This is a genomic window from Pseudomonas fluorescens (genome assembly GCF_004683905.1).
GTDB classification, from domain to species: domain Bacteria; phylum Pseudomonadota; class Gammaproteobacteria; order Pseudomonadales; family Pseudomonadaceae; genus Aquipseudomonas; species Aquipseudomonas putida_A.
Window position 1 is genome coordinate 357,210 of sequence record NZ_CP038438.1, and the last position, 24,644, is coordinate 381,853.

Genomic DNA, 24,644 nt, shown 5'->3' on the forward strand with positions numbered 1-24,644 from the left:
CGAGAATGAGCTTCAACGCCCGGCTGCGCAATCACTTGGAACGCAGTGCATTCCGGATTGAAGGTTGGCGCCTCTGTGAATTCGAGCCGCAGTGCGTCTCGAATTAGTCCCTTTCGCACCCTGGCCAAGTTCCAATCATTCTAAAACACGTGCTTCCCTGGCCGGATCAAATAAGGAGTAACGGTTGGGCTCTACAAGAGCCCGGGAGTTGTCATCATGAAACGCGTTCTTTCATTCCTGCTGCCCATCGCGGCGGTGGCGGCATTGGCCTTTCCGGCGATGTTGCAGGCGGCCAATCTGGACCCGGTCGACAGTGCCGGCGTGCAAGTCCAGCAACAACAGCAAAACGGCATCAACTACCTGTCCGGCGGGATTGGCCTGGACGAGTCAAAAGCCATTCAGCAAACCCCCGGCTACAACCTGCACATGACGTTCGCGGTGGGCGCGCAAGACCAGTACACCGCTGATGTCGATGTGGTGATTCAAAAGTCGCCCGGGCAAACCGTGCTGACCCTCAGCCAAGCGGGTCCGCTGGTCTACGTGCAATTGCCGCCTGGTAAATACACCGTGGTCGCCACGCGCAATGGCGAAACACGGCGTGACGTGACAGACGTTGGCAGCGGCACTGCGCGCAATCTGGTGTTCCACTGGAATGACGCTGGATAACGTCGGGTGCATTGAGGAATCGAGGCGCGGGTATCCCGCGCCTTCCTTTATCCCCGCGTACGCTTGGCCTGCTGCTTGTCACTGGGCTCGCGCGCCATTCGGTGGATCCATAATCCGATCCAACCGACGGCTATCAGAAACAGGGTGCCGACGCACTGCGACACGATCTCGAACCAGAACATCCGGGGTTGCAGTGCGAGGGTGTAGGTATGGCGTGGGCCCGATCGGTTCCAGGTGGTGATGGAGCCGCTGATCAAGCTGTGGATGATCAGGTAAATCGACGCACCGATGAGGAAGGCGATCAGTATGCCGACCAGCACCGTCAGCCAGAATGCAATCCGGCACTGGCGATAGGGTGGCGGATGGGGCAGGGGCACGCGGGTTCTTTTCTGGTTCATCGGGCGGATGCCCCTCTTCCATAAGGTTCGGCCAAAGTAGCGCGGATCGACGTTGGCTGAAACCCGTCGACGTTGAGGGGAGTACTTCTACCTGCAAGCGCCTTACCGCAACGAAGACACCAACTTCTATCCGTTCCCTTACTATCACCAGCGACCTGCTCGGCAGCCGCGACACCGACATCGGCACCTTCAGCGCAGAGATTCAGAACTTGCTCGACAAGGAATGCAGCACGGTGTGGGGGGCAGCGCGCGACACTGTCCTGCTTGCCGACTCATGGCCCGGCACATCTCTACGATTACCGGGGGTGGGCGGACGTACACGTTGAGTTGGTCGATAGCTTATTGATCGACTGAAACGATAAAACCCGCGATCCCATGGAGGAGCGCGGGTCTTTCATCAGGAATAAATGCATCGATAAGCAGCGTTTAGAGTGAAGCGAATGTATGAGCTATGGCAATGCGCAATGGATTGTTCTCTACGCTCAGAAGTTTGATGGCCAAGGCGCAGCAAACCACGATCAACATCGGTTTGATCAACTTCGGCCCGACCCGAACAGCGGCACGAGCGCCCAACTGTGCGCCGATGAAGGCAGCCAGCGCCATCGCTAAAGCTACTGGCCAGATAATCACGCCCTTGGTGATGAAGACAGAGAGCGAGCCGAGATTGCATGAGGCGTTGGCAAGTTTGGTAAAACTCATGGCCCGCATCATGCCCAGGCCGCAGAGCAGTACAAACCCAACGATAAAGAATGATCCCACCCCGGGACCGAATATTCCGTCGTAAAAACCGAGGATCGGCGCGACAGTAAAAGAGAAAAGCAGAATTCCGATTCTCTTGCGCCGATCTTCATTGGCCAGTTTCGGCGATAGCGCAAAATAGATCGCCACCAGAATCAGCATTACAGGCACGCAAGCTTCCAGATATCGTTTATCGATTGAACTGACCAGCAAGGCGCCGCTGGCTCCACCAATAAATCCGCAGACAACCAGGAAGCGTCCTTCACGCCATTCGATCAACCCTTTGCGAGCAAAAGTCACTGTCGCCGAAATGGTTGCTGATGCTGCCTGAAACTTGTTGGTTGCAATCGCGCTGATCGGATCTACACCGGCCAGAAACAATGCAGGCAAGGTGATCAGTCCTCCACCACCGGCAATCGCATCAAAAAAACCGGCACAAAATGCGACGAGCGCCAGCATGCCGATGATGTCCCAAGACATTGCATTACCTCTTTAATGGTTACCAATCAATTTTCTGCTTGCGAGAAGCTCCGTACCCGAAGTGCGGAGATCAGCCCTGCACTAGTAATGGATCTTCTGAAATGACAATCGGGGTGGAGAATTTTGAGAGTCCGAAAATACGCACCAGCACTCTTCTGTTGTCTTTAATCACATCGCGACAGTGCAGTGCCCGGGTGTTATTGATGACCATGGCTGATTCCTGAGTCAGCGCGTACTCCGCCGGAGTCGATTCCTCTACGCGTTGGCAAAGAGCGGAGTAAGCCGTTTTCACAAACTTCGACACATTACTGTTCACCGAGAAGCGGTAAGAGTTGAATCGGGCCGAGAACCCGACTTTGTCGTCGAAAGCCAGAATCGACACGTCACGACCGTTTGCACCTTTGCCACTGACAAAGGAGTCGCTGCGAGTGAACTGGAAGTTTTCAGTGGTCAGCGCCAGACAGTTGATGACGCCAATTCTTTCGAGGATAGGTGGGAGCGGGATGACCCGTGTAGGTTCAAGGGTGGGGTTCCACAGCGCAGAAAGTATTAGCGAAGACGGGGAGGGTGAATGCCCGTCCTTTGCATCTACGGCACACCAGTAAGGTGCTTCAGTGTGCGGGCCAAGCGCCAGGCCTGAGTGTGAACTCAATTCTCTGGATTCTGGCTCCGCCTTGATCTTTGTGAGGCCGCCTCCCTTGAAGTTGGCCACCAGCCGTACCAATTTCCCATCGTTGTCTAGGTCGTAAGCGAACGCGTCATTGTCCACCAGCTTCAACAAAATCTGATTGCGTGAAGCCAGACAAAGAACATCTGGACGAGTTTCCAGAGTGGCTAGATCAGGGAGTTCATCTGGAGGGCTGGAAGTGTTGATAGTCTTGAGGCCTTCGAATATCAACACCGAGAACAGGCTGTCGGAATACGCCTCGAGCAATGCACATTGGTCTTGCGAAAAGGAAGGCTTCAATTCTTTGGCCGCGGCAGAGGTCAGGAAATTGGCACCAGGAGCCTGCGGTCCACCGATGGCTGCGATTTCCATAGAGAGTTGATGAAGCAATGCCGATTGCCGGCAATTGAAGGTGAAGGTTCTGGATTCTTGCCCAATGCATGAATCAGTGGATTGGGCTTTGATCTTGCTAATCATCTGTTACATCCCTGTTATGCATCTGCTTCGGGCTACGCGGCAGCTCTGAGTCCAATTCTGCCCAAACCGTGGGCGAGCGTATGTCGTCCATTTCCGCTAGGGCCTACGGAGCGTTCTGGCAGTTTTGAAAGAATTCAGGAAAGGGGAGATTTTTGATATGGAGCGCAGGGACGGTTCGGTGCTTCGCAGAGGCGGGCGGCGTGCTTGATCAAATCGCAGGCATAAAAAAAACCCTGAATCTTGCGATTCAGGGTTTTCGGTATTTGGTGCCCAGAGACGGAATCGAACCGCCGACACGGGGATTTTCAATCCCCTGCTCTACCGACTGAGCTATCTGGGCAACGGGGCGCATTAAAAGGGTTTTTCGGATTTACGTCAACGACTTTTTTAAAATTTCTTAAATTAATTCCGTCGCTTACGATCCGCCCCCCGATTTTGCGGGTTTACTCCGCAGGCGGAACGTAGCCTTCCGCCTTGGCGTAATCCTCGCCGGAGAAGTACTTGTCCATTTCGCCCTGCAGATATTTGCGGTCTTCGGCGTTCATCATGTTCAGGCGCTTTTCGTTGATCAGCAGGGTCTGGTGTTTCTGCCAGTCAGCCCAGGCTTTGGCCGAGACGTGGTCAAAAATATCCTGACCTTTGGCGCCCGGGAAAGGAGCGCGTTCCAGCGCGGGCAGTTCTTCTTTGTACTTGCGGCACATGATGGTGCGGGTCATGACGACTCTCCTGCGTTCAATACGGCGGCCGCGCGTTCGAGCAAGGTTTTGACCGGGGCGGCAAGGCCCAGGCGCGGCGGGGTGGCGAGGTTATACCAGAGCCAGTCGGCCTCGGCCACGTGATGGCTGGCTTCCTGTACCTGAACCAGCCAGGGTTCGATGGACAGCTGGAAATGGCTGAAGGTGTGAACGAGGCTTGGCAGCGCCTGCTGCTCGCCCATGGTCAGCGAGTGCTGGGCGGCCAGATGTTGCAGGTCGTCGAGGTCGTCGAGTTCCGGCAGGCTCCATAAGCCGCCCCACAATCCCGAGGACGGGCGGCGATAAAGCAGAATCGCGCCTTCTTCGTTGGCGAGCATCGGCATCAGCGTGCGTTTCTGCGGGATGGCCTTGCGCGGTTTGGGGATCGGGTAGCGTGTCTCCAGCCCGAGCATGTGCGCCTCGCAGCCCTTTTCCAGCGGGCACAGCAGGCAGCTCGGTTTGCTGCGCGTACACAGCGTGGCGCCGAGATCCATCATCGCCTGGGTGTAGGCGTTGACCCGATCGTGCGGCGTGAAACGCTCTGCGTTGGCCCACAGCTGTTTGGCGACCTTCGGTTCCCCCGGGTAACCCTCCTGCGCGGTAAAACGCGCCAGAACGCGTTTGACGTTGCCATCGAGGATCGGCGCGCGCAGGCCCATGCTGATGCTGGCGATGGCGCCGGCGGTGGACAGGCCGATCCCCGGCAGATCCGTCAGCTTTTCGACGTCCCGCGGAAATTCGCCGGCGTACTGGCTGACGACGATCTTCGCGGTTTTTTGCAGATTGCGCGCGCGGGTGTAGTAACCGAGCCCGGTCCACAGGTGCAGCACTTCGTCCTCCGGCGCTTCGGCCAGCGCTTGCACCGTTGGCAGCGCGGCCATGAAGCGGTCGAAGTAATTGAGCACGGTGCTGACCTGGGTCTGCTGCAACATGATCTCCGACACCCACACCCGATACGGATTGATGTCTTGCTGCCAAGGCAAATCGTGGCGGCCGTGGCGGTCGAACCATTCCAGCACCGCCGTGGAAAACTGCTCCGCTGTCATCGCTTGAACAGCCCCTTCAATGCGTTTTTCAATTCCGGGCTGACCTTGTCGCCAAGTTTTTCATCGATCTTCTCGCTGAGTTTGTCACCGGCCATTTTGGTCGCGACCTGGCCGAGACGTTCGTTATCCACACGGCAGGCCTTGGCGCCCAGTTCCAATGGGCCGCGGCAGCGCAGCGGCCACTCGATGCCGACGAATTTCTCGCCGACCTGACAGGCCGGATCCGGCATGGCGCTGGTGTCGCCTTCGACGATGATGCCGACGCGGTAATCCATGCCCAGCACCCGCAGGTCGATGTCGCCGTCACCGTTGACGGTCATGCCGGGGATGCGCACTTTCAGGTCTGGATTGCTGGCGATACCGTTGCGGAAGGTCAGGTTGCCCTTGAGTTCCTGGAACGGCGTGTCCTTGCCTCGTGGCTCGCCGCTGAGGGTTTTGCGGTTGAGGGTGGCGATGCCTTTGCACAGTTGCTGTTCAAGGTTGGCGTTGAGCAGCACACCGTTGTTGATCACGAAACTGGCGTTGCCGTTGAGGGTTTCGATCAGCGCCTGCTGGCTGTTGCCGCTGCCGGTGAGGCTGCTGGTCAGTGTGACCAGGCCTTTGACCGGCGGATTCTTGCCTTGGCTTTCGAGGATTTTCTCGGCCGGTACGCGGTTGATCCTGGTTTGCAGGTTCAGCACCGGCGCACTCGGGCGTACGTCGAGGGTGCCCTTGGCTTCGAAATCGCCGTTGTACAGGCCGCCGCGCAGGTTTTCCAGAGTCAGCAGGCCGCCCTGGCCAGTGGCTTTGAGCGCGGCGTTCTGGATCGGCAGTTTGTCGAGGGTCAGCTGGCCGAAGGTCAGGTCGGCATCGACGTCGAGTTTGGCCAGACGCTCGACCGGCAGCAGACGCTCGGTGCTCCAGGCGCTTTTGCTTGGTTTGTCCGGCAACGGTGTGCTGCCGGCGCCGGCCATGGCATCGGCTTCGGTGCTGGCGACTTCGGCCTGACGCACTTGCGTGGCGTTTTTGGCTTTTTCCGATTTCGGCGGCAGGTAGCGGTCGACGTCGAACGTGTCAGCCTTGAGGATCGCGCGCAGCGACTGCTTGGCGAAATCTTCCACGGCAATGCGCCCGCTGAAGCTGCTGTCGTCGAGTTTCAGGTTGATGTTGTCGAAGGCCACGCTGGTTGGCGTGGCGGCCACGCGGCTGACCAGTTCGACCTTGCTCAGGCTGCCGGGCGCCATGGCTGGCAACGTCTGGCCGATGCTGTCGACAAATTTCGCCAGATCGAACTGGGCGATCGAGATTCCGCCAGTGATCTGCGGGGTCTTGTCGAGGTCGTTGGCTTTCAGCTCACCGAGGGCACGCAACTGGTTGGCGGAGATCTTGATCCCGGTCCATTCGGCGACGTTCGCTGCCTTGTCCAGGGAAATCTGGCCTTGGGCGGAGAAGGTCATGGCCTTGCCCTGTAGTGGGTCGCCGGTCAGTTCGCCGGACAGTTTCATGTCTTCGAACTTGTAACGTTGCAGGGCGCGTTCGATGCGCAGCTCGCCGTTGAGCTCGGTGCGCACCCGCAGCACAGGCTGATTGGTGCTGAGGAACGCCGTGGCTTTCAGCGGAATGTTGGTCGAGTCGTGTACTGCACCGGTGCTCAGCTGGATGCTTTCGGCGCTGTACTGCTTGCCGGTCTGCTCGTCGTTGTATTCAACGCGGGCGTTGTTGACTGTCAGGCTGTCGATGTCGAGGCGGATCGGCTGCGGCGGTTTTTCCGGCTGGGCGGCCTCTGCAACAGGCGGGCTGGCAGGCGTCGGGCTGCCGGCAGGCGTGGCGGGAGGTGGCAGCTTGCCGATGTCTTCCCAGTTGCCGTGGCCGTTTTTGTCGCGTTTCAGGCGCAGGTTCAGGCCTTCGACGCGCACATCGCTCATCTGCACTTCGCGGCGCAACAGCGGCAGCACGCGCACGGACAGGCCGAGCATCTGCAGGTCGGCATACGGTTCGGTCGGGTTGATCAGGGTGGCGATGCTGGCCTCATGCAGTTCCAGGCCGAGCCACGGGAACAGGCTCCAGCCGATATCGCCATTGAGCGTCAGCTCGATGTGGGCCTTGTCGCGGGCTATCTGGCGGATCTCGTCTTTGTAGTCGTTGGGATCAAACAGGTGGGTCAGGGCGAAGCCCGCCGCCACAATGATCAGCAACAGCCCGAGAAGTACCAGACCCAGGATTTTGCCGAACGCTTTCATGGGCGAGTCCTTGTAGTTAGTCGAATTCGTAAATTAGCCGGGGAGTATAGCGCTGCATCCGCCCGGTTCGGGGCGCTGTCATGTCGCGATCACGTCCAGCGGCAATTGCAATTTGGCGGCCAGCGCCTGGATTTCAAGGTGTCCGGCCGGTGCCAGCAGGCGCAGTTGGGCACCCGCTTGCGACGCCATTTTCTGTGCTTGGTTCACCAGTCTCTCGGCTACCCCACGGCGCCGGGTGACTTTTCGTACACACAAATGTGACAAGTACCAAACCTTGTCGTGCCTTGTCAGGCGTGCTGCACCGAGCAGGCGATCGTTGAAACGTCCTGCAATCAAAGAGCCGTCAGCCAGGCTGTTTTCGATCAGTTGAGCGTCCCCGGAATACGGTGCGAACAGCCATTGTGGAGCGTCACGATAGATTTTTTGCAGGTCCTGTTGATCCTGGTAACTGGCATCGTTCAACGCTTGGACAGCGATCGGCATGGCTTTTTCCTGAGGGGGCGAGATCAGATGACATGAAAAAGGTGATATCAGTTTGGTTTTTCTGTCACGTGCAAATGGTAACCTTCGCCGGTTCGTCCGTCCTTCTGCGACTTAACGTCGCGCCTTCAAGGAGCTTCACCCGAAAAAACGGTCATGCCTGCGTGCATAAAGGCCGAGGGTGAGCAGTGGCTGGCGAACCATACTAATAATTGGGGGATACACAATGAGCACGAGCATCACGGCGGACGGCCTTCGCGCCGACCAGCCTGCGTTCCTGTCCAAGGAACGCATCATCGCCAAGCCCGGTTTCAACCGCTGGCTGGTTCCACCGGCCGCTCTGGCCATCCACCTGTGCATCGGCATGGCCTACGGTTTCTCGGTGTTCTGGTTGCCGTTGTCCAAGGCGCTGGGCGTCACGGCTCCGGTGGCTTGCGCACCGGACATGAGCTTCATCGCTCAGGTCTTCTCTTCGCAATGCGACTGGCCGATCTCCATGCTCGGCTGGATCTACACCCTGTTCTTCATCTTCCTCGGCTGCTCGGCAGCGATCTGGGGTGGCTGGCTGGAACACGCCGGGCCACGCAAGGCCGGTGTGGTATCGGCACTGTGCTGGTGCGGCGGTCTGCTGATCTCTGCACTGGGTATCTACACCCACCAGATCTGGCTGATGTGGATCGGCTCCGGGGTGATCGGCGGTATCGGTCTGGGCCTGGGCTACATTTCGCCGGTCTCGACCCTGATCAAGTGGTTCCCGGACAAGCGCGGCATGGCGACCGGCATGGCGATCATGGGTTTCGGTGGCGGCGCGATGGTCGGTGCACCGTTGGCGACTGCGCTGATGAGCCACTTCGCTTCGCCTGCCGGTGTCGGCGTCTGGCAGAGCTTCGTGGCCATGGCGGCGATCTACTTCGTGTTCATGATCGGTGGCGCCCTGGCCTACCGCGTGCCGCCAACCGGCTGGAAGCCTGAAGGCTGGACCGCTCCGGCGAAGAAAGCCTCGAACGCAATGATCACTCACCGTCACGTGCACGTGAATGTGGCGTGGAAAACCCCGCAGTTCCGTCTGGTGTGGCTGGTGCTGTGCCTGAACGTATCGGCCGGTATCGGCATCCTCGGCATGGCTTCGCCACTGCTGCAGGAAGTGTTCGGCGGCAAGCTGCTGGGCGTCGACGTGCCGTTCGGTCAACTGGACGCCGGGCAACTGGCTTCGATCGCCGCGATTGCTGCCGGCTTCACCGGTCTGCTGAGCCTGTTCAACATCGGAGGCCGCTTCTTCTGGGCCTCGTTCTCGGACTACCTGGGTCGCAAAAACACCTATTTCGTGTTCTTCGCCCTCGGTTTTGCCCTGTACGCACTGATCCCGAACATGGGCCATCTGGGCAACGTAGCGCTGTTCGTGGCGGCGTTCTGCATCATCCTGTCGATGTACGGCGGTGGTTTTGCGACCGTTCCGGCGTATCTGGCGGACCTGTTCGGCACGCAAATGGTCGGTGCGATCCACGGTCGCCTGCTGACTGCCTGGGCGGCCGCCGGCGTGCTCGGTCCGGTGCTGGTGAACTACCTGCGTGAGTATCAATTGAGCATCGGCGTGGAACGCGCGGCCGCTTACGACATCACCCTGTACATCCTCGCGGGCCTGCTGGTGCTGGGTTTCCTGTGCAACCTGCTGGTGCGTCCGGTGGCCGACAAGTACTTCATGACCGACGCTGAGCTGGCTGCCGAACAGGCACTGGGTCACGACAAAGGTGCTGATGCGAGCACCGTGCTGGAGTGGAAAGCCGCACCGGGCAGCAAGCCACTGGCAATCGCCGCGTGGCTGGTGGTGGGTATTCCGTTGGCGTGGGGCGTGTGGGTGACCCTGCAGAAGACGGCGGTACTGTTTCACTAAGTAAAAACGTAATACCCCTGTAGGAGTGAGCCCTGCTCGCGATAGCGGTCTGACAGTCGACAGAAATGTTGACTGTGAGGTCCTCATCGCGAGCAGGCTCACTCCTACAGTTGTTTTGGGGTGCCTGTAATGGCTTGTATGGACATGTCTACCCGCGACAGCCGGGCGTTCTATCCGTCAGCCATCTCACGTCGCGTGTTTCTGTTTCGGCCCCGCGTGCCTATAATGGCTGCCTTTTTCGCCCAATGATTTTGCGGAGCTGGTGATGGCCGAACGTAAGGCGTCTGTCGAGCGCGACACTCTGGAAACCCAGATCAAAGCCTCGATCAACCTTGATGGCACCGGAAAGGCCCGATTCGATATCGGCGTTCCTTTTCTTGAGCACATGCTGGATCAGATCGCCCGTCACGGGTTGATCGACCTGGATATTGAATGCAAGGGCGATCTGCATATCGACGACCACCATACCGTGGAAGACGTCGGTATCACCCTCGGCCAGGCCTTCGCCAAAGCCATCGGCGACAAGAAAGGCATCCGTCGCTACGGTCATGCTTACGTGCCGCTCGATGAAGCGCTGTCGCGTGTGGTGATCGACTTCTCCGGCCGTCCAGGCCTGCAGATGCACGTGCCCTACACCCGCGCCACCGTGGGCGGCTTCGACGTCGACCTGTTCCAGGAATTCTTCCAGGGCTTCGTCAACCACGCACTGGTCAGCCTGCACATCGACAACCTGCGCGGCACCAACACCCACCACCAGATCGAAACCGTGTTCAAGGCTTTCGGCCGCGCCCTGCGCATGGCCGTCGAGCTGGACGAGCGCATGGCCGGGCAAATGCCATCGACCAAAGGCGTCCTGTAATGCAGACGGTTGCAGTTATCGACTACGGCATGGGCAACCTGCACTCGGTGGCCAAGGCCCTCGAGCACGTCGGTGCCGGCAAGGTGCTGATCACCAGCGATGCCGACGTGATCCGCGAAGCCGACCGTGTGGTATTCCCGGGCGTTGGTGCGATCCGCGATTGCATGGCGGAGATCCGTCGCCTCGGTTTCGACGCGCTGGTGCGTGAAGTCAGTCAGGATCGTCCGTTCCTCGGCATCTGTGTCGGCATGCAAGCCTTGCTCGACAGCAGCGAAGAGAACGACGGCGTCGACTGCATCGGCCTGTTCCCGGGCGCCGTGAAGTTCTTCGGCAAAGACCTGCATGAAGACGGCGAGCACCTGAAAGTCCCGCACATGGGCTGGAACGAAGTGCAGCAGAAGGTCAGCCACCCGCTGTGGCACGACATTCCGGACATGGCGCGTTTCTACTTCGTGCACAGCTACTACATCGCTGCCGCCAATGCGCGGCAGGTAGTCGGGAGCGGTCATTACGGGGTCGATTTCGCTGCAGCGCTGGCCGAAGGCTCGCGTTTCGCCGTGCAATTCCACCCGGAGAAGAGCCATACCCATGGCCTGCAATTGCTGCAGAACTTCGCCGCGTGGGACGGTCGCTGGTAAATGGCTGCCAAGAAGTCCAAACCGCCGATCCTGACCCTCACTCCCGAACAGGAGAACGAGGCCAACCGCAAGATCCAGCGGTTCATGGAGGATCGGTTCGAACTTGACCTGGGTTCGTTCGAGGCGGCGGAAATTCTTGAGTTGTTTACCCGCGAAATTGCTCCGCACTATTACAACAGGGCGATTTTCGATGTGCAGACCCACCTCAAAGAGCGGTTTGAAAGCATCGAAAGCGACCTGTGGGCGCTCGAGAAAAACTGATTTCCGAGCCAAGCTGAACATTCAAATTTGAAGGTTTGCCAGATGCTGATTATTCCCGCTATCGATCTTAAAGACGGTGCCTGCGTACGTCTGCGCCAGGGCCGCATGGAAGATTCCACAGTGTTCTCCGAGGACCCGGTGAGCATGGCTGCCAAGTGGGTGGAGGGCGGTTGCCGTCGTCTGCATCTGGTCGATCTGAACGGCGCATTCGAAGGTCAGCCGGTCAATGGCGAAGTGGTCACCGCAATCGCCAAGCGCTACCCGAACCTGCCGATCCAGATCGGTGGCGGTATCCGCTCGCTGGAAACCATCGAGCATTACGTCAAGGCGGGCGTCAGCTACGTGATCATCGGCACCAAAGCCGTTAAAGATCCGGCGTTCGTCGCTGAAGCCTGCCGCGCGTTCCCGGGCAAGATCATTGTCGGCCTGGATGCCAAAGACGGGTTCGTCGCCACCGACGGCTGGGCTGAAATCAGCACCGTGCAGGTCATCGATCTGGCCAAGCAGTTCGAAGCTGACGGTGTATCGTCGATCGTTTATACCGACATCGCCAAAGACGGCATGATGCAGGGCTGCAACGTACCGTTCACCGCTGCACTGGCGGCAGCGACGAAGATCCCGGTGATCGCGTCCGGCGGTATCCACAATCTGGGTGACATCAAGTCGCTGCTCGACGCCAAGGCGCCGGGCATCATCGGTGCAATCACTGGCCGGGCGATCTACGAAGGCACCCTCGACGTCGCCGAAGCGCAAGCTTTCTGCGATGCGTACCAAGGCTGAGGACTGACCATGGCGCTGGCCAAACGCATCATCCCTTGCCTGGACGTGGACAACGGCCGGGTCGTCAAAGGTGTGAAGTTCGAGAACATCCGCGATGCCGGTGACCCGGTGGAAATCGCCCGTCGTTATGACGAGCAGGGTGCCGACGAGATTACCTTTCTCGACATCACCGCCAGCGTCGATGGTCGCGACACCACACTGCATACCGTCGAGCGCATGGCCAGCCAGGTGTTCATCCCGCTGACCGTCGGCGGCGGCGTGCGCACCGTGCAGGACATTCGCAACCTGCTCAATGCCGGTGCGGACAAGGTTTCGATCAACACCGCAGCGGTGTTCAATCCGGAGTTTGTTGGCGAAGCGGCGCAGCATTTCGGCTCGCAATGCATCGTCGTCGCCATCGACGCGAAGAAAGTCTCCGGCCCGGGCGAAACCCCGCGCTGGGAAATCTTCACCCACGGCGGGCGCAAGCCGACCGGTCTCGATGCAGTCGAGTGGGCGAAGAAGATGGAAGGCCTGGGTGCCGGCGAGATCCTGCTGACCAGCATGGATCAGGACGGCATGAAAAACGGCTTCGACCTCGGCGTGACCCGCGCGATCAGCGATGCGCTGGGCATTCCGGTGATCGCTTCCGGTGGCGTCGGCAATCTGCAGCATCTGGCCGACGGCATCCTCGAAGGCCACGCCAGCGCGGTACTGGCGGCGAGTATTTTCCACTTCGGCGAATACACCGTGCAGGAAGCGAAAGCGTACATGGCCAAACGCGGCATCGTGATGCGCTAAACCGTACAGGCCAGTGGACAGCATGGCGTACCCAAGGCACTCTTGGGCACGCCATGGATTCCGGTAGCCCGACATGATCAAACGCCTGCTTCTTGTTCTCGCCAGTGCCTCTGTGTTGTTGCTCAACACGGCGCGGGCCGAAAACAGTCCCGACACCGATCTGGTGCTCCTCACCGAAAACTTTCCGCCCTACAACATGGCGAAAGACGGCAAGAATTTCGCCAAGGGCGAGAACATCAACGGCATTGCCGCCGACATCGTGCGCGAAATGTTCAAGCGCGCCGGGCTCACCTATAGCCTGACGCTGCGCTTCCCATGGGAGCGCGTCTACAAACTGGCGCTGGAAAACCCCGGTTACGGCGCCTTCGTGATGGCCCGCCTGCCGGACCGCGAAAACCTGTTCAAATGGGTCGGCCCGATCGGTCCGGACGACTGGATCATGTTGGCCAGGGCCGACAGCAAAATCACCCTCGACACCCTCAACGATGCGCGCAAATACAAGATCGGCGCCTACAAGGGCGATGCGATTGCCGAGACGCTGGCCAAGCAGGGCTTGAAGCCTACGGTCGTTCTGCGCGATCAGGACAACGCGAAAAAACTGGTCAATGGCCAGATCGACCTGTGGGCCACGGGTGATCCTGCCGGGCGTTATCTGGCGCGGCAGGACGGGGTCACTGGACTCAAGACCGTGTTGCGCTTCAACAGCGCCGAGTTATATCTGGCGCTGAACAAGGATGTGTCGGACGCAACGGTCGCCAGGCTGCAGGCGGCGCTGGATCAGATGCGCAAGGACGGGGTTGTCGACGAGATCATGGGGCGCTATCTGTAGCCGTCGGCAACGACTTGTCCGTTGCCTGGTGGGTGCATTCTTGCGGCGGATACTGCAGCAGACTCAGGTTATCGTTCTGGGTGTAAGCCAGATTGATCCCCGCTTGCGAGCCGTCAGCACGACGCAGCTCGTAGAAACTCTCCAACTGATAAACCGCGACAAATTTGCCTTTGCCGGCCATCGCGATCACATGGGTAACAAATGAAGTCTGCCAGCCACTGGTTGACGTCTCGCTGTGAGTGAACTGGCTGTCCAGTCTTGCCGAGAATGGGAGTGACGGAGGAGCGTCTGCCTTCGTTGCCCACGGGCTCACAAAACTGATCGCAGTAAGTTGAGTGAACAGACGCAGCGTCTTCGGATTCTGCAGCCGCTGCGCAGTCCACTTGAAAGCCCGTGCCTCCTCGCCTGTGTTGTGTCCGCTCCCAACCAAATAGTACTGGTCGGTTCTTTCCAGGCGATAAAACGGCGTGGTGCGTAATTGATCAATTGGCGACAAGTCATCCTTGACCACGAACCATGGCAGCTCGATGACTTGGGCGAGGGTGGCCGCTCCCTTGGTTTCGGGGGCATCCGCTGCCAAGAGCATCGGCAGCTGTGGCGATGACTGGATCAGTGGCGCGATCTGCATCCGTAGTGAATAGGCACCGACATTGCTCTCTGGCCGGTTGAAACTGCTTGCCCCAACAAAGGTGCCTGGTGCGAAATGAATCTCTCCCGGCGGCGCATTCGTCGGCGTGACGCTCCAGGCGCTGAAACTCTGTCTGGCACCGCTGCCCTTGTCATTCCAGATCAGTTCGCCAACGTCCGAGGCGATCACCAGATCGGCCCGTACACAGCGAACCGCGTTGAGTGAAGGTTTTTCGTGATCATTGGAGCAGACCGCGCCCATGGCCACATAGCCTTGCGGGGCGATCGGTCGCCATACGGCACCGTCTTTCTTCGAGCCTGAGCCGGAATCTTTCCAGATCAGTTCGAAATCCTCCGGGCGCCTTAATGCCGGGCCTCTGGCCGGATCTGCACTGGGTGCATCGGCTTCACAAACCACAGCTACCACGGTGCTGCCGTTAATGTTGTCGTGCCCGGCGACGAACACGTCGCCGAGCGGGAAATAGCCCGGCAATACATCCGGCGCCGGAGTCGGGCGCCAGAAGGCTGCGGGTTTAGCCCGCGAGCCGGTGCTGTCCCAGATCCGGTGAAATTCCGTGGTGAAATGGATCAGCAGATTGTCGTGTCGGATCGGCTCGATTTGCCTGGATGGTGCTGCGGCCTGGTCATGAATGGTCATGGTCACTCCTGATAGTTGAACGGCGACTCAAGGGAGTCGCGACCCGTTGCAGGTCTCACTATCGGTAATCGCAACCGGTCTCTGGCGGTAACTATGTATGACGTCGTGACCAGTTATTTCCAAAAAAACCGTTCCTTGCCATGGGCAGCCTTGCGCTCCTGTTTTGCCTATTGATGCAGAAGCACAAGGCCGACGTCACTGATCAGCTCAGGGGGCGCTGTTTTTGAGCGCTTCCCATTCCAGGATGTATTCCTTCAATTCTGAGCGCTGATTGTTGGGGTCGACAGCGTAAACGCAGAGTTTGAGGGGGAAGTTGCTTTGCGGGCGTAGCCAATTGGAAGTCACATGCCTATAACCCTGCGGGTCTTCGCAACTGACTTTTTCAGCAAGGCCGCCTTTTACCTCGTATCGATCAAGACCCTCGTTCTTGCGTTCCGGCCACAGAATCAGCGCCCTGTTTATCTCTTTGTTAAACGAAGTCTCTATGGTCGGAACAGGCGTCGGGCCCGCATCAACCAGATAAGTGGGAACAGTGACGGCATTGCGATAAATGCCTGCGGGTAATATGTCCTCAGTACTGTTTGTGGCGATGATGCAAAGGTTGCTAGGCCCGGTTTCAGGTCCCATCGGAACATTTAATCGAGTCGGCGCAGTGCCGGTGGTGATTGGCTGGCTGTAGTCTTGCGGAACTTCGCATTCGACCGGGTCCGACGTGCGTTTGGTCCGGATAAACCGGGTGCTGGCGGTTATTTCAAAGTTCCATTCTGGATAAACGTAGTTGCCCTGAGCGTTTACGCTGATCTTTGCATGCGTTGGCAGTTGGGCAGGCAGTCTGATAGAGGCTGCCGGAAATAATTCGCACACCTGCGGATCCGTATTGAGTTTGCCATCGATAAAGCAGTTGTTGAAAACCGAGGTGGGACTGCCGTAACTGCCGCTCGGCATCTGACCGTATCCAGGCAGCGGCGTCAGATGGTGAGCCAAGGTCCCAAGGACGCCATAGACCTCGTTGGTCGCTCGAGCGATGACCGGACTCCCCGAGCTTCCGGAAGCAATATCTTTGCATTGGTTGCTGACGGTATGCCGCCAAACCCAAGGCTTTTCGAAAATCGCCGGGGAGGGCATGTGGGTGCAGGCGGACATTTGTAATGGAGAGCCAACGGGTTTGTGCACAATCAGAATGTCGCTATCTTCTGCCGGCGCCTGCCGGGCCAGTTTCATGGGCGTGATGCCCTGAGCCAGAAGTTCGCCCTGTGATACCCCAAGCTCCAACAGAGCCAGGTCGACACCCTGAATACTGCTCCAGGCTACTTTCTTCACAGGCACAGCCCTTGAGGCAGCAGTCGTATCGATGAAGTTGTTGAAGGTAATGCTGGCTTCGATAGGGGCATCTGTTCGCATGACCCCGTTTTCCTTGCCCACGCAGTGCGCACTGGTCAGTGCATAGGCGGAATCGGACGGTCGAGAGCTGTTTGTATCAATCAGGAAGGCGGTGCAGGAGCCGTGCTCGCGGCTTTTGTACTCACCGATTCCCATCCAGTGGTTATTTTCGCCATCTTTGTTAGTCAGGTGTTGCGACGGTGAGAAGTTTTCAGCGCCCTTGCCGTAATCGACAGGGCTGGAACAGGCAGGAAGTGAGAAGGCAGTCAGTAATAAAAAGCTTGGGTGGATATATTTAAAGTTCATGGCCAGTCCTTGGCTAATATATGGGTGCAAGACTGGCGCAGAATAAGACAGTTAGGTTTGAGTCGGTTCTATAAGTTATTGCTGCTTATTTTGGACGTAGAGGCTTATGAGAATTTAATCAGTTGATAGCTTAACGATAAATTCCATTTTTCCCGTGTGCAGCTGTCGCTTTGTTACTCCGCACGCTGATCATCTGCTTGATATCGATCCACTCGATGCCTTGCGCCTTGAGCTTCGGCAATTCACGTTCCAGCACCGCCAGCGTCTGCGGGTAAGGGTGGCCGATCATCACTGCCGAGCCCTGCTTGCGGGCCAGGCTGATCGCCGTCTGCAGCTGGTTGAAAATGGCGGCTTCGGTGCGTTCGTCATCGAGAAACACATCGCGCGAAACACTCGCCAGATCGATCTTCTGTGCTTGCTGCGCCGCCACGGTCTGCGCGCTGGTGCGGCTGTCGACGAAGAACTTGTGCCGACGCTGCAACTCACCCATCAGCCACGCCATCGCCACCGGCTGGGCGGTCATGCGACTGCCCATGTGGTTGTTGATGCCCGCGGTGTAAGGGACCATTTTGAACGCGGCGTCGAGGCGCTTTTGCAGCTCTTCGAGCGGCAGTTCGGGGTGCCAGGCGTACGGACCGGTGGCCGGATCCATCGGCATGTGCAGGATCACGATCTTGCCGGCGCGATGGGCTTCGCGGGCGAATTCGGTGGCGTGCGGGGTGTCGGGCATGATCGCCGTGGTCACCGGGCCGGGCAGGGCCAGCACACGGCGATCCCGGGGCAGGTTCTGCCCCAGGTCGTCGATGATCAGCGTCAGGTAGGCTTTTGGCGGTGGCGTCCTGGCGGGGTCTGCGTGAGCAGCACCCGCCAGACAGCACAGCAGGACGAAGAGCAAACGCAAAGACATCCTCAACGGCCGGACGTGATGCTCAAGCCCTTAAGCAGGCTCAGGGCCTGGGCCAACTGGTAATCGTCATCCTGCGGCATGGCCTTGGCCTTGGTGCCGGAACCGGTCGGCTTGTCCGCGCCGCCGTTGCCGTTGCCCAGGTGGCCTTGCAGGTCGGCTTCCTTGAAGTAATCGCCGTCCGCTTCGTTGGTGATCTTGGCCTTGCGCACTTCGATGTCCGGGACGATGCCCTGGGCCTGGATCGAGCGGCCGTTCGGCGTGAAGTACAGTGCCGTGGTGATCTTCAGCGCGCGGTCGTTGTTCAGCGGCAGCACGGTTTGCACCGAGCCTTTGCCGAAACTGGTGGTGCCCATGACTACCGCGCGTTTCTGATCCTGCAGGGCGCCGGCGACGATTTCCGAAGCGGAGGCGCTGCCACCGTTGATCAGCACGACCATCGGCACCGCTTCGCTTTCGTCCTTGCCGGTGGCGGAGAAGCGCAGTTCGGAGTTGGCGATCCGGCCTTTGGTGTAGACGATCAGGCCTTTCTTGATGAAGTGGTCGACCACTTCCACTGCCGCCTGCAACACGCCGCCCGGGTTGTTGCGCAGGTCGAGGATGATGCCGTTGAGCTTCTTGCCGTTGTCCTTGCGCAGCTTGGCCAGGGCCTTGGAGACCTCTTCGCCGGTCTTGACCTGGAACTGGGTGATGCGGATGTAGCCGTAGCCCGACTCCAGCAGCTGCGCCTTGACGCTCTTCACCTGAATCACGGCGCGGGCCAGGGTCACGTCGAACGGCGTGCCACCGTCGCGCACCAGGGTCAGGGTGATTTTCTGACCGATCTTGCCGCGCATCTTGTCCACGGCTTCGGTCATGGTCTGGCCGCGAGTGGGCGCACCGTTGATCTTGACGATGAAGTCACCGGCCTGGATGCCAGCCTTCGACGCCGGGGTGTCGTCGATCGGCGAGACGACCTTGATGAAACCGTCTTCGGAGCCGACTTCGATGCCCAGGCCGCCGAATTCGCCGCTGGTGCTTTCCTGCAGTTCGGTGAAGTCTTCAGGGCCGAGATACGCGGAGTGCGGATCGAGGTTGCTGAGCATGCCCTTGATCGCGTTTTCCAGCAGGGTCTTGTCATCCACCGGCTCGACATACGCCGCCTTGATCCGGTCCATGACCTCGGCAAAGGTGCGCAACTCTTCCAGCGGCAACGGTGCCTTGGCGGTCGCGGCAGTGCCTGCCGGGGCGACGGCCGGAGCCGGTTGAGCGGCGAACGCCAGAGGCGCGCCGATCACCAGAGCGATCGTCAGGGCCAGCGAGGTAAGGCGGGACAAATGCAGCATGTCGAACGAACTCCTGAATTAGGCGACGCGCTTATCCTTGCGCGTGACACCATTGCGCCGGATCACTCGGGTGACCCTGCTGACGAATTGCGAAATACAGCGCTGGTGTGTCCTGACCGCCACTGTTACCCACAGTGGAGATCGACTCACCGGCTTTTACCACGTCACCGGCCGACTTGAGCAGTGTCTGGTTGTGACCGTAAAGACTCAGATAACCATTGCCGTGATCAAGGATCACCAGCAGCCCGGCGCCACGCAACCAGTCGGCGAACACCACGCGCCCGCCATGCACGGCATGCACTTGGCTGCCGGCAGCGGCGCTGATCATCACACCATCCCACTTGGTGCGGGCATCGTCGCCACGGCTTTCGCCGAAGCGTGCCAGCAATCGACCATCAACCGGCCACGGAAGTTTTCCCCGGGTTGCAGCAAAAGGGCCACCGAAGGTCTCACCGCTGCTGGACACCAGCGCGCCGGGGGTTGATTTGACGGTTTTTCGTGGGGCGTCGCTGTTTTCAGCCTGCGCCTCACGCAAACGCTTTTTTTCCGCTTCCTGCTGGGCGATCAGCGCTTTCTGCCGCGCTTCTTCTGCCTCACGGGCCTGACGGGCCAGGGTTTCTTCAATGGTTTTAAGGACTTTAGACAGGTCTGCCTGATCCTGCTCGCGGGCGGCCAGTTTCTGGTCGCGGGCTTTCACGTCATCGTTGAGCTTGGCGAGGACTTGCTGGCGTTCCTTGCGGACTTTTTCCAGCTCGTCGCGCTGGCTGTCGAGGCTGCTTTTCTGCACCAGCAATTGCGCCTGCTGCATGGCGATGTCTTTTTCGACATTGGCCAGTTGGCGCAGGGTTTCGTTGAAGTTCTTCAACTGCTCCAGGCGGGCCTGGCTCAGGTAATCGTAATAGGTGAGGGTGCGGGCGAATTTCTCGGGATTCTGCTGGTTGAGCAGCAGCTTGAGGTATTCCTGACGGCCATTCTGGTAGGCCGCGCGGGCCTGGATGGCGATCAGTCGCTGCTGTTCAGTGCGCGCGCTCTGGAGTTTTTTTTTCTCCGCATCGAGTCGCTGCAGCTCGGATTCGCTTTTCTTCAGCTCTTTCTGCAGGGCGTCGACCTGCTTCTCGAGCTTGCCCATCTCGGTTTCGGTGCCCTTGAGCTCTTTCTGCACACCGGATTTTTCTTCCTGCAGCTTGCCCAGCAGCTTTTTCAGCTCGGCAATGTCCTGACGCGTGGCATCCAACTGCTGTTGGGTTTGCGCGCGCTCGTCAGCGAAGGCCGGTTGGAGCAGGCAGGTCAGAGCGAGGGCGATCAGGACGCGGAGCATAGAGGCGGGCGGCACCAGGGTAATGGACGGCCTAGTATGCCCGCCCGAGGCTGCAAAAAAAACGCCCAATTGGGCTTGTGTGATAACTGGCTGGAGATACAGCTGAAAATAATCTTTGAAGCCACCATAGACAAATGTAGGAGTGAGCCTGCTCGCGATGGTGTTCTCACATTCAACAGAGTAGTCGACTGTCAGATTGCTATCGCGAGCAGGCTCACTCCTACAGGGTTTTGCGGCGTTTTATGGATTCGTTCAGACCAGAATCGAGGTACCAGTCATTTCCGCCGGTTTCTCCAGACCCAACAGCATCAGCATGGTCGGCGCGACGTCCGCCAGTACGCCGCCTTCACGGACCTTGAGGTCACGCTTGCCGACATAAATGAACGGCACCGGCTCGGTGGTGTGCGCGGTGTGCGCCTGGTGGGTTTCTTCATCGGCCATTTTTTCGACGTTGCCATGGTCAGCGGTGATCAGCGCTTCGCCACCCACCTTTTCCAGAGCTTCGACGATACGGCCGACGCAGGTGTCCAGGCATTCCACGGCTTTTACCGCAGCGTCGAACACGCCGCTGTGGCCGACCATGTCGCCGTTGGCGTAGTTGACCACGATCACGTCGTAACGCTGATGCTCGATGGCGTCGACGATGCGGTCGGTGACCTCGGGTGCGCTCATTTCCGGTTGCAGGTCGTAGGTGGCGACTTTCGGCGACGGGATGAGGATGCGCTCTTCACCCGGGAACGGCTCTTCGCGGCCGCCGGAGAAGAAGAAGGTCACGTGCGCATATTTTTCGGTTTCGGCGATGCGTAGCTGGGTCTTGCCGTTTTTCGCCAAATAGTCGCCAAGCACGTTTTCCAGGCTGCCCGGAGCGAAAGCCGCCGGGGCCGGGATGCTGGCGGCGTATTGGGTCAAGCCCACGTACTGCACTTTTGGCTGGCGCGTGCGCTCGAATTCCTTGAAATCGTCTTCGACAAATACGCGGCTCAGTTCGCGGGCACGGTCGGCGCGGAAGTTCATGAACACCACGGCGTCGCCGTCTTCGACCTTGACCGGCTCGCCGATGGTGGTGGCTTTGACGAATTCGTCGCTCTCGCCACGGGCGTAGGCGGCGTCGAGGCCTTCCTGAGCGGTGGCGGCGTTGAATTCGGCGTTGCCGTCAACGATCAGGTTGTAGGCCTGAGATACGCGGTCCCAACGGTTGTCACGGTCCATCGCGAAGTAGCGACCGATGAGGCTGGCGATGCGGCCCTTGCCGAGCGCCTGGAAGGTCGCGTCGAGCAGTTCGATTGAGGACGCGGCGCTTTTCGGTGGCGTGTCGCGACCGTCGAGGAAGGCGTGCAGGTAGATTTTCTCGGCGCCGCGCTTGAAGGCCAGTTCGGCCATGGCGATCAGGTGATCCTGGTGGCTGTGCACGCCGCCATCGGACAGCAGACCCATGAAATGCACGGCTTTGCCGGCGGCCACGGCTTTATCCACGGCGGCGCAGATGGTCGGGTTGTCGAAGAACTCACCGTCGCGGATCGCTTTGGTCACGCGCGTGAAGTCCTGATACACCACGCGCCCGGCGCCGAGGTTCATGTGGCCGACTTCGGAGTTGCCCATTTGGCCGTCCGGCAGACCAACGTCCATGCCGCTGCCCGAGATCAGGCCGTTCGGCACCGTGGCCCACAGACGATCGAGCACAGGCTTCTTCGCCGCATACACGGCATTGGATTCGTGGCTGTCACTGTGACCGAAGCCGTCGAGAATCATCAGGACCAAAGGTTTAGGCGTGGTAGTCATGGAATCCACTCGTGGCTAATAAAGAAGAGGGCGATGGAAAAGGGAGTGGCGAGTTTAATGCTTAGTTCCGACCACGTCACCGCCGGACGGGGTTTGGCCCACCATAGTGGCTGTGTATACTGGCCGACATTTTAACGCCCTGGAACCTCCTTCGATGGTTGCTCACCTGATTGAATTTGCCACTAACCACTACATTCTTGTCGGTATCTTCGTCGTACTGCTGGCTCTGCTGCTGGCGCACACGATGCAGGGCGGCGGTAGAAGCCTGAGCACCGGCGAACTGACCGCACTGGTCAACAAGGACGCAGGCGTGGTGGTGGACATCCGTCCGGCGAAAGATTACGCCGCCGGTCATATCGTTGGCGCGATCAACATTCCTCAAGACAAGCTGGCTGCACGTACCGGCGAGCTGGAAAAGCACAAGGCCAAGACCATCATTCTGGTCGACGCCCTGGGCCAGACCGCTGGCACCCACGCTCGCGAGCTGATGAAGTCCGGCTTCACTGCCGCCAAGCTGTCCGGCGGGATCTCCAGCTGGAAAGGCGACAACCTGCCGCTGGTGAAGTGATATGAGCGAAGTCATCGTCTACTCCAGCGACTACTGCCCTTATTGCATGCGAGCCAAGCAATTGCTCGCGAACAAAGGTGTGGCCTTCGAAGAGATCAAGGTCGATGGCAAGCCGCAGATTCGTGCTGCCATGAGCCAGAAGGCCGGACGCACGTCCGTGCCGCAGATCTGGATCGGCGAAAAGCACATCGGCGGTTGTGATGATTTGTATGCCCTGGAGCGCGCGGGCAAGCTCGACGCGCTGCTCAAGGCCTGAACGGCTGCACCCACGTACAGCACTCCCTAAAAGACCCAAGATCAGAAAGGATCTGAGATGACTGACCAACAGAACACTGCAGCCAGCGAAGAAGAAACCGCACCGCAATTCTCCTTGCAGCGCATCTACGTACGCGATCTGTCCTTCGAAGCCCCGAAAAGCCCGGCGATCTTCCGCCAGCAGTGGGACCCGACCGTCGGCCTGGACCTGAACACCCGTCAGAAAGAACTGGAAGGTGATTTCTACGAAGTGGTACTGACCCTGTCCGTGACCGTGAAAAACGGCGACGAAGTGGCTTTCATCGCTGAAGTGCAACAGGCCGGTATCTTCCTGATCAAGAACCTCGACGCGGCTTCGATGAGCCACACTCTGGGTGCGTTCTGCCCGAACATCCTGTTCCCGTACGCGCGCGAAACCCTGGACAGCCTGGTGACTCGTGGTTCGTTCCCGGCCCTGATGCTGGCGCCGGTGAATTTCGACGCCCTGTACGCGCAAGAGCTGCAGCGCATGCAGGAAGCTGGCGAGACGCCGACCGTTCAGTAAGTATCTGAGCGACGACGCAAGTCCAATGTGGGAGCGGGCTTGCTCGCGAAAGCGCAGTGTCAGGCGACATCAATGTCATCTGATCCGACGCCTTCGCGAGCAAGCCCGCTCCCACATTTGTTATCCGGTGTTATTTGAAGTCGTTCTGCCGCCACGCTTCGTACACGGCCACCGCCACGGTGTTGGACAGGTTCAGGCTGCGGCAGCCTTCACGCATCGGCAGGCGCAGGCGCTGTTCGGCGGGCAGGGCGTCGAGCACTTCCGCCGGCAGGCCACGGCTTTCCGGGCCGAAGATGAACGCATCGCCCGGGACGAACGCGGCGTCGTGAAACGGCCGCGAGCCCTTGGTGGTGAACGCGAACAGCCGTGGGTTGCCGAGGCTTTCCAGGCAACTGGCGAGGTCGGCGTGGCGCTGCAACGTGGCATATTCGTGGTAGTCGAGACCGGCCCGGCGCAAGCGCTTGTCGTCCATCTCGAAACCCAGCGGTTCGATCAAATGCAGGTGGCAGCCGCTGTTGGCGCACAGCCTGATAACGTTGCCGGTGTTCGGCGGAATTTCTGGTTGAAAAAGGATGACGTGAAACATGCACGGCTCCGAAGGTAAAGATGACGCGCATTCTACGCCGCAAGCCGACCCGCGTTCGAAACTATTCCCGCGGGTGATCGGTTCGCTGGCGATTGTCGGCGTGATGGTCGGCTTGATGATCGGTCGCCTGACCACGCCGGACCCCAGTGTGCTGCAGCAGGTCGACGTGACCGGTGACGGCCTGGTGGTGTGGTTCAGCAACGAACCGAAGCTGCACGGTGAAATCATCGATGGCACCGTGGCCCTGTTGTTTCAGGCAGAGGGCAAGGCGCAAAAGGGTCAGCTGAAGCTCAACGGCAAGGACGTGAACTGGCGAACGCGCTTGAGTGACGGTGGGCTGTTGCTGACGGTGCTGGCGGCGCGGCCGCTGCAAGGGGAGTGGGCCGGGAGCAAGGTCGATGACCGCTGGCGGCTGGAGATCCATCTCCGGGAGCAATAAAAGCGGGAATCC

Annotated in this window: 26 protein-coding genes, 1 tRNA gene and 1 pseudogene; 13 read left to right on the forward strand and 15 right to left on the reverse strand. The window is 59.3% G+C overall.

Features of this window, described 5'->3' with window-relative positions; translation table 11 throughout:
* Positions 1-216 precede the first annotated feature (216 nt).
* A complete protein-coding gene (locus E4T63_RS01615; protein ID WP_135294762.1) occupies positions 217-666 on the forward strand; it encodes a carboxypeptidase regulatory-like domain-containing protein in 450 nt (149 codons plus the stop codon).
* Positions 667-713: 47 nt separating this feature from the next.
* On the opposite strand, the gene E4T63_RS01620 is transcribed toward E4T63_RS01615, so the two are convergent.
* Complete coding sequence (locus tag E4T63_RS01620) at positions 714-1,064, reverse strand: hypothetical protein (protein WP_135294763.1); 351 nt, start codon at positions 1,062-1,064, stop codon at positions 714-716.
* A gap of 146 nt (positions 1,065-1,210) precedes the next feature.
* Between E4T63_RS01620 and E4T63_RS28625 the strand changes: the two are divergent.
* Positions 1,211-1,410: pseudogene (locus E4T63_RS28625) on the forward strand (hypothetical protein); the annotation flags it as partial.
* Positions 1,411-1,490: 80 nt separating this feature from the next.
* Here the strand turns inward: E4T63_RS28625 and E4T63_RS01630 are convergent.
* The 7 genes from E4T63_RS01630 to E4T63_RS01660 form a co-directional block, all read right to left on the reverse strand.
* Complete coding sequence (locus E4T63_RS01630) at positions 1,491-2,282, reverse strand: TSUP family transporter (protein ID WP_135294764.1); 792 nt, start codon at positions 2,280-2,282, stop codon at positions 1,491-1,493.
* Positions 2,283-2,352: 70 nt separating this feature from the next.
* The gene (locus tag E4T63_RS01635) at positions 2,353-3,426 is read right to left on the reverse strand and encodes a hypothetical protein (RefSeq protein ID WP_135294765.1); all 1,074 of its coding nucleotides are present in this window, start codon (positions 3,424-3,426) and stop codon (positions 2,353-2,355) included.
* Between the two features lie 264 nt (positions 3,427-3,690).
* Positions 3,691-3,766, reverse strand: a tRNA-Phe gene (locus E4T63_RS01640).
* A 103-nt stretch (positions 3,767-3,869) separates the two neighbouring features.
* Positions 3,870-4,142, reverse strand: coding sequence for an oxidative damage protection protein (locus tag E4T63_RS01645; RefSeq protein ID WP_003220737.1), 273 nt, complete (start codon positions 4,140-4,142; stop codon positions 3,870-3,872).
* Positions 4,139-5,206, reverse strand: a complete 1,068-nt coding sequence (mutY, locus tag E4T63_RS01650; protein WP_135294766.1) for an A/G-specific adenine glycosylase — start codon at positions 5,204-5,206, stop codon at positions 4,139-4,141. Before mutY ends, E4T63_RS01645 begins: the two co-directional genes overlap by 4 nt.
* Entirely contained in the window at positions 5,203-7,425 is a 2,223-nt protein-coding gene (locus E4T63_RS01655) for an AsmA family protein (RefSeq protein WP_134785212.1), read from the reverse strand. Before E4T63_RS01655 ends, mutY begins: the two co-directional genes overlap by 4 nt.
* A 78-nt stretch (positions 7,426-7,503) precedes the next feature.
* Entirely contained in the window at positions 7,504-7,908 is a 405-nt protein-coding gene (locus E4T63_RS01660) for an acetyl-CoA sensor PanZ family protein (protein ID WP_135294767.1), read from the reverse strand.
* Between the two features lie 223 nt (positions 7,909-8,131).
* On the opposite strand from E4T63_RS01660, the gene E4T63_RS01665 reads away from it, so the two are divergent.
* From E4T63_RS01665 to E4T63_RS01695, 7 genes are all read left to right on the forward strand, one after another.
* The gene (locus tag E4T63_RS01665) at positions 8,132-9,796 is read left to right on the forward strand and encodes an OFA family MFS transporter (RefSeq protein ID WP_103368307.1); all 1,665 of its coding nucleotides are present in this window, start codon (positions 8,132-8,134) and stop codon (positions 9,794-9,796) included.
* Between the two features lie 265 nt (positions 9,797-10,061).
* The gene (gene hisB / locus E4T63_RS01670; protein WP_007909204.1) at positions 10,062-10,655 is read left to right on the forward strand and encodes an imidazoleglycerol-phosphate dehydratase HisB; all 594 of its coding nucleotides are present in this window, start codon (positions 10,062-10,064) and stop codon (positions 10,653-10,655) included.
* On the forward strand, positions 10,655-11,293 hold the full coding sequence (gene hisH, locus E4T63_RS01675) for an imidazole glycerol phosphate synthase subunit HisH (protein WP_027611254.1): 639 nt from the start codon (positions 10,655-10,657) through the stop codon (positions 11,291-11,293). The genes hisB and hisH overlap by 1 nt, the downstream gene beginning before the upstream one ends.
* On the forward strand, positions 11,294-11,554 hold the full coding sequence (locus E4T63_RS01680; protein ID WP_003220751.1) for a DUF2164 domain-containing protein: 261 nt from the start codon (positions 11,294-11,296) through the stop codon (positions 11,552-11,554).
* A gap of 42 nt (positions 11,555-11,596) precedes the next feature.
* On the forward strand, positions 11,597-12,334 hold the full coding sequence (gene hisA / locus E4T63_RS01685) for a 1-(5-phosphoribosyl)-5-[(5-phosphoribosylamino)methylideneamino]imidazole-4-carboxamide isomerase (RefSeq protein WP_096796693.1): 738 nt from the start codon (positions 11,597-11,599) through the stop codon (positions 12,332-12,334).
* Between the two features lie 9 nt (positions 12,335-12,343).
* Positions 12,344-13,114, forward strand: a complete 771-nt coding sequence (gene hisF, locus E4T63_RS01690) for an imidazole glycerol phosphate synthase subunit HisF (RefSeq protein WP_007909211.1) — start codon at positions 12,344-12,346, stop codon at positions 13,112-13,114.
* A gap of 73 nt (positions 13,115-13,187) precedes the next feature.
* Positions 13,188-13,943 (forward strand): substrate-binding periplasmic protein, encoded by a 756-nt coding sequence (locus tag E4T63_RS01695; RefSeq protein ID WP_098966748.1) that lies wholly within the window; start codon positions 13,188-13,190, stop codon positions 13,941-13,943.
* On the opposite strand, the gene E4T63_RS01700 is transcribed toward E4T63_RS01695, so the two are convergent.
* The 6 genes from E4T63_RS01700 to gpmI form a co-directional block, all read right to left on the reverse strand.
* Positions 13,924-15,228 carry a Vps62-related protein gene (locus tag E4T63_RS01700; protein ID WP_135294768.1) on the reverse strand — a complete coding sequence of 435 codons (1,305 nt, stop codon included), beginning with the start codon at positions 15,226-15,228 and terminating at the stop codon, positions 13,924-13,926. The two genes, E4T63_RS01695 and E4T63_RS01700, sit on opposite strands and share 20 nt — an antisense overlap.
* A 207-nt stretch (positions 15,229-15,435) precedes the next feature.
* Positions 15,436-16,914 carry a S1 family peptidase gene (locus tag E4T63_RS01705; RefSeq protein ID WP_135294769.1) on the reverse strand — a complete coding sequence of 493 codons (1,479 nt, stop codon included), beginning with the start codon at positions 16,912-16,914 and terminating at the stop codon, positions 15,436-15,438.
* A gap of 130 nt (positions 16,915-17,044) precedes the next feature.
* Positions 17,045-17,821, reverse strand: coding sequence for a divergent polysaccharide deacetylase family protein (locus E4T63_RS01710; protein WP_135294770.1), 777 nt, complete (start codon positions 17,819-17,821; stop codon positions 17,045-17,047).
* A 2-nt stretch (positions 17,822-17,823) separates the two neighbouring features.
* Entirely contained in the window at positions 17,824-19,143 is a 1,320-nt protein-coding gene (locus E4T63_RS01715) for a S41 family peptidase (protein ID WP_027611261.1), read from the reverse strand.
* Between the two features lie 31 nt (positions 19,144-19,174).
* Positions 19,175-20,461 carry a murein hydrolase activator EnvC family protein gene (locus E4T63_RS01720; RefSeq protein WP_134785220.1) on the reverse strand — a complete coding sequence of 429 codons (1,287 nt, stop codon included), beginning with the start codon at positions 20,459-20,461 and terminating at the stop codon, positions 19,175-19,177.
* Between the two features lie 252 nt (positions 20,462-20,713).
* Entirely contained in the window at positions 20,714-22,240 is a 1,527-nt protein-coding gene (gpmI, locus tag E4T63_RS01725; RefSeq protein WP_135294771.1) for a 2,3-bisphosphoglycerate-independent phosphoglycerate mutase, read from the reverse strand.
* 154 nt (positions 22,241-22,394) lie between these two features.
* Here gpmI and E4T63_RS01730 point away from each other — a divergent pair, with 154 nt between their 5' ends.
* The 3 genes from E4T63_RS01730 to secB are packed head-to-tail and all read left to right on the forward strand — an operon-like array spanning position 22,395 to position 23,607.
* Positions 22,395-22,808, forward strand: a complete 414-nt coding sequence (locus tag E4T63_RS01730; RefSeq protein ID WP_135294772.1) for a rhodanese-like domain-containing protein — start codon at positions 22,395-22,397, stop codon at positions 22,806-22,808.
* 1 nt (position 22,809) lies between these two features.
* Positions 22,810-23,064 carry a glutaredoxin 3 gene (grxC, locus tag E4T63_RS01735; protein WP_003220774.1) on the forward strand — a complete coding sequence of 85 codons (255 nt, stop codon included), beginning with the start codon at positions 22,810-22,812 and terminating at the stop codon, positions 23,062-23,064.
* A 57-nt stretch (positions 23,065-23,121) separates the two neighbouring features.
* Positions 23,122-23,607, forward strand: a complete 486-nt coding sequence (gene secB / locus E4T63_RS01740; RefSeq protein ID WP_027611264.1) for a protein-export chaperone SecB — start codon at positions 23,122-23,124, stop codon at positions 23,605-23,607.
* 130 nt (positions 23,608-23,737) lie between these two features.
* Here the strand turns inward: secB and trmL are convergent, their stop codons facing one another.
* The gene (gene trmL, locus E4T63_RS01745) at positions 23,738-24,193 is read right to left on the reverse strand and encodes a tRNA (uridine(34)/cytosine(34)/5-carboxymethylaminomethyluridine(34)-2'-O)-methyltransferase TrmL (protein WP_027611265.1); all 456 of its coding nucleotides are present in this window, start codon (positions 24,191-24,193) and stop codon (positions 23,738-23,740) included.
* On the opposite strand from trmL, the gene E4T63_RS01750 reads away from it, so the two are divergent.
* Positions 24,192-24,632, forward strand: coding sequence for a hypothetical protein (locus tag E4T63_RS01750; protein ID WP_135294773.1), 441 nt, complete (start codon positions 24,192-24,194; stop codon positions 24,630-24,632). The two genes, trmL and E4T63_RS01750, sit on opposite strands and share 2 nt — an antisense overlap.
* The last annotated feature ends 12 nt before the right edge of the window (positions 24,633-24,644 follow it).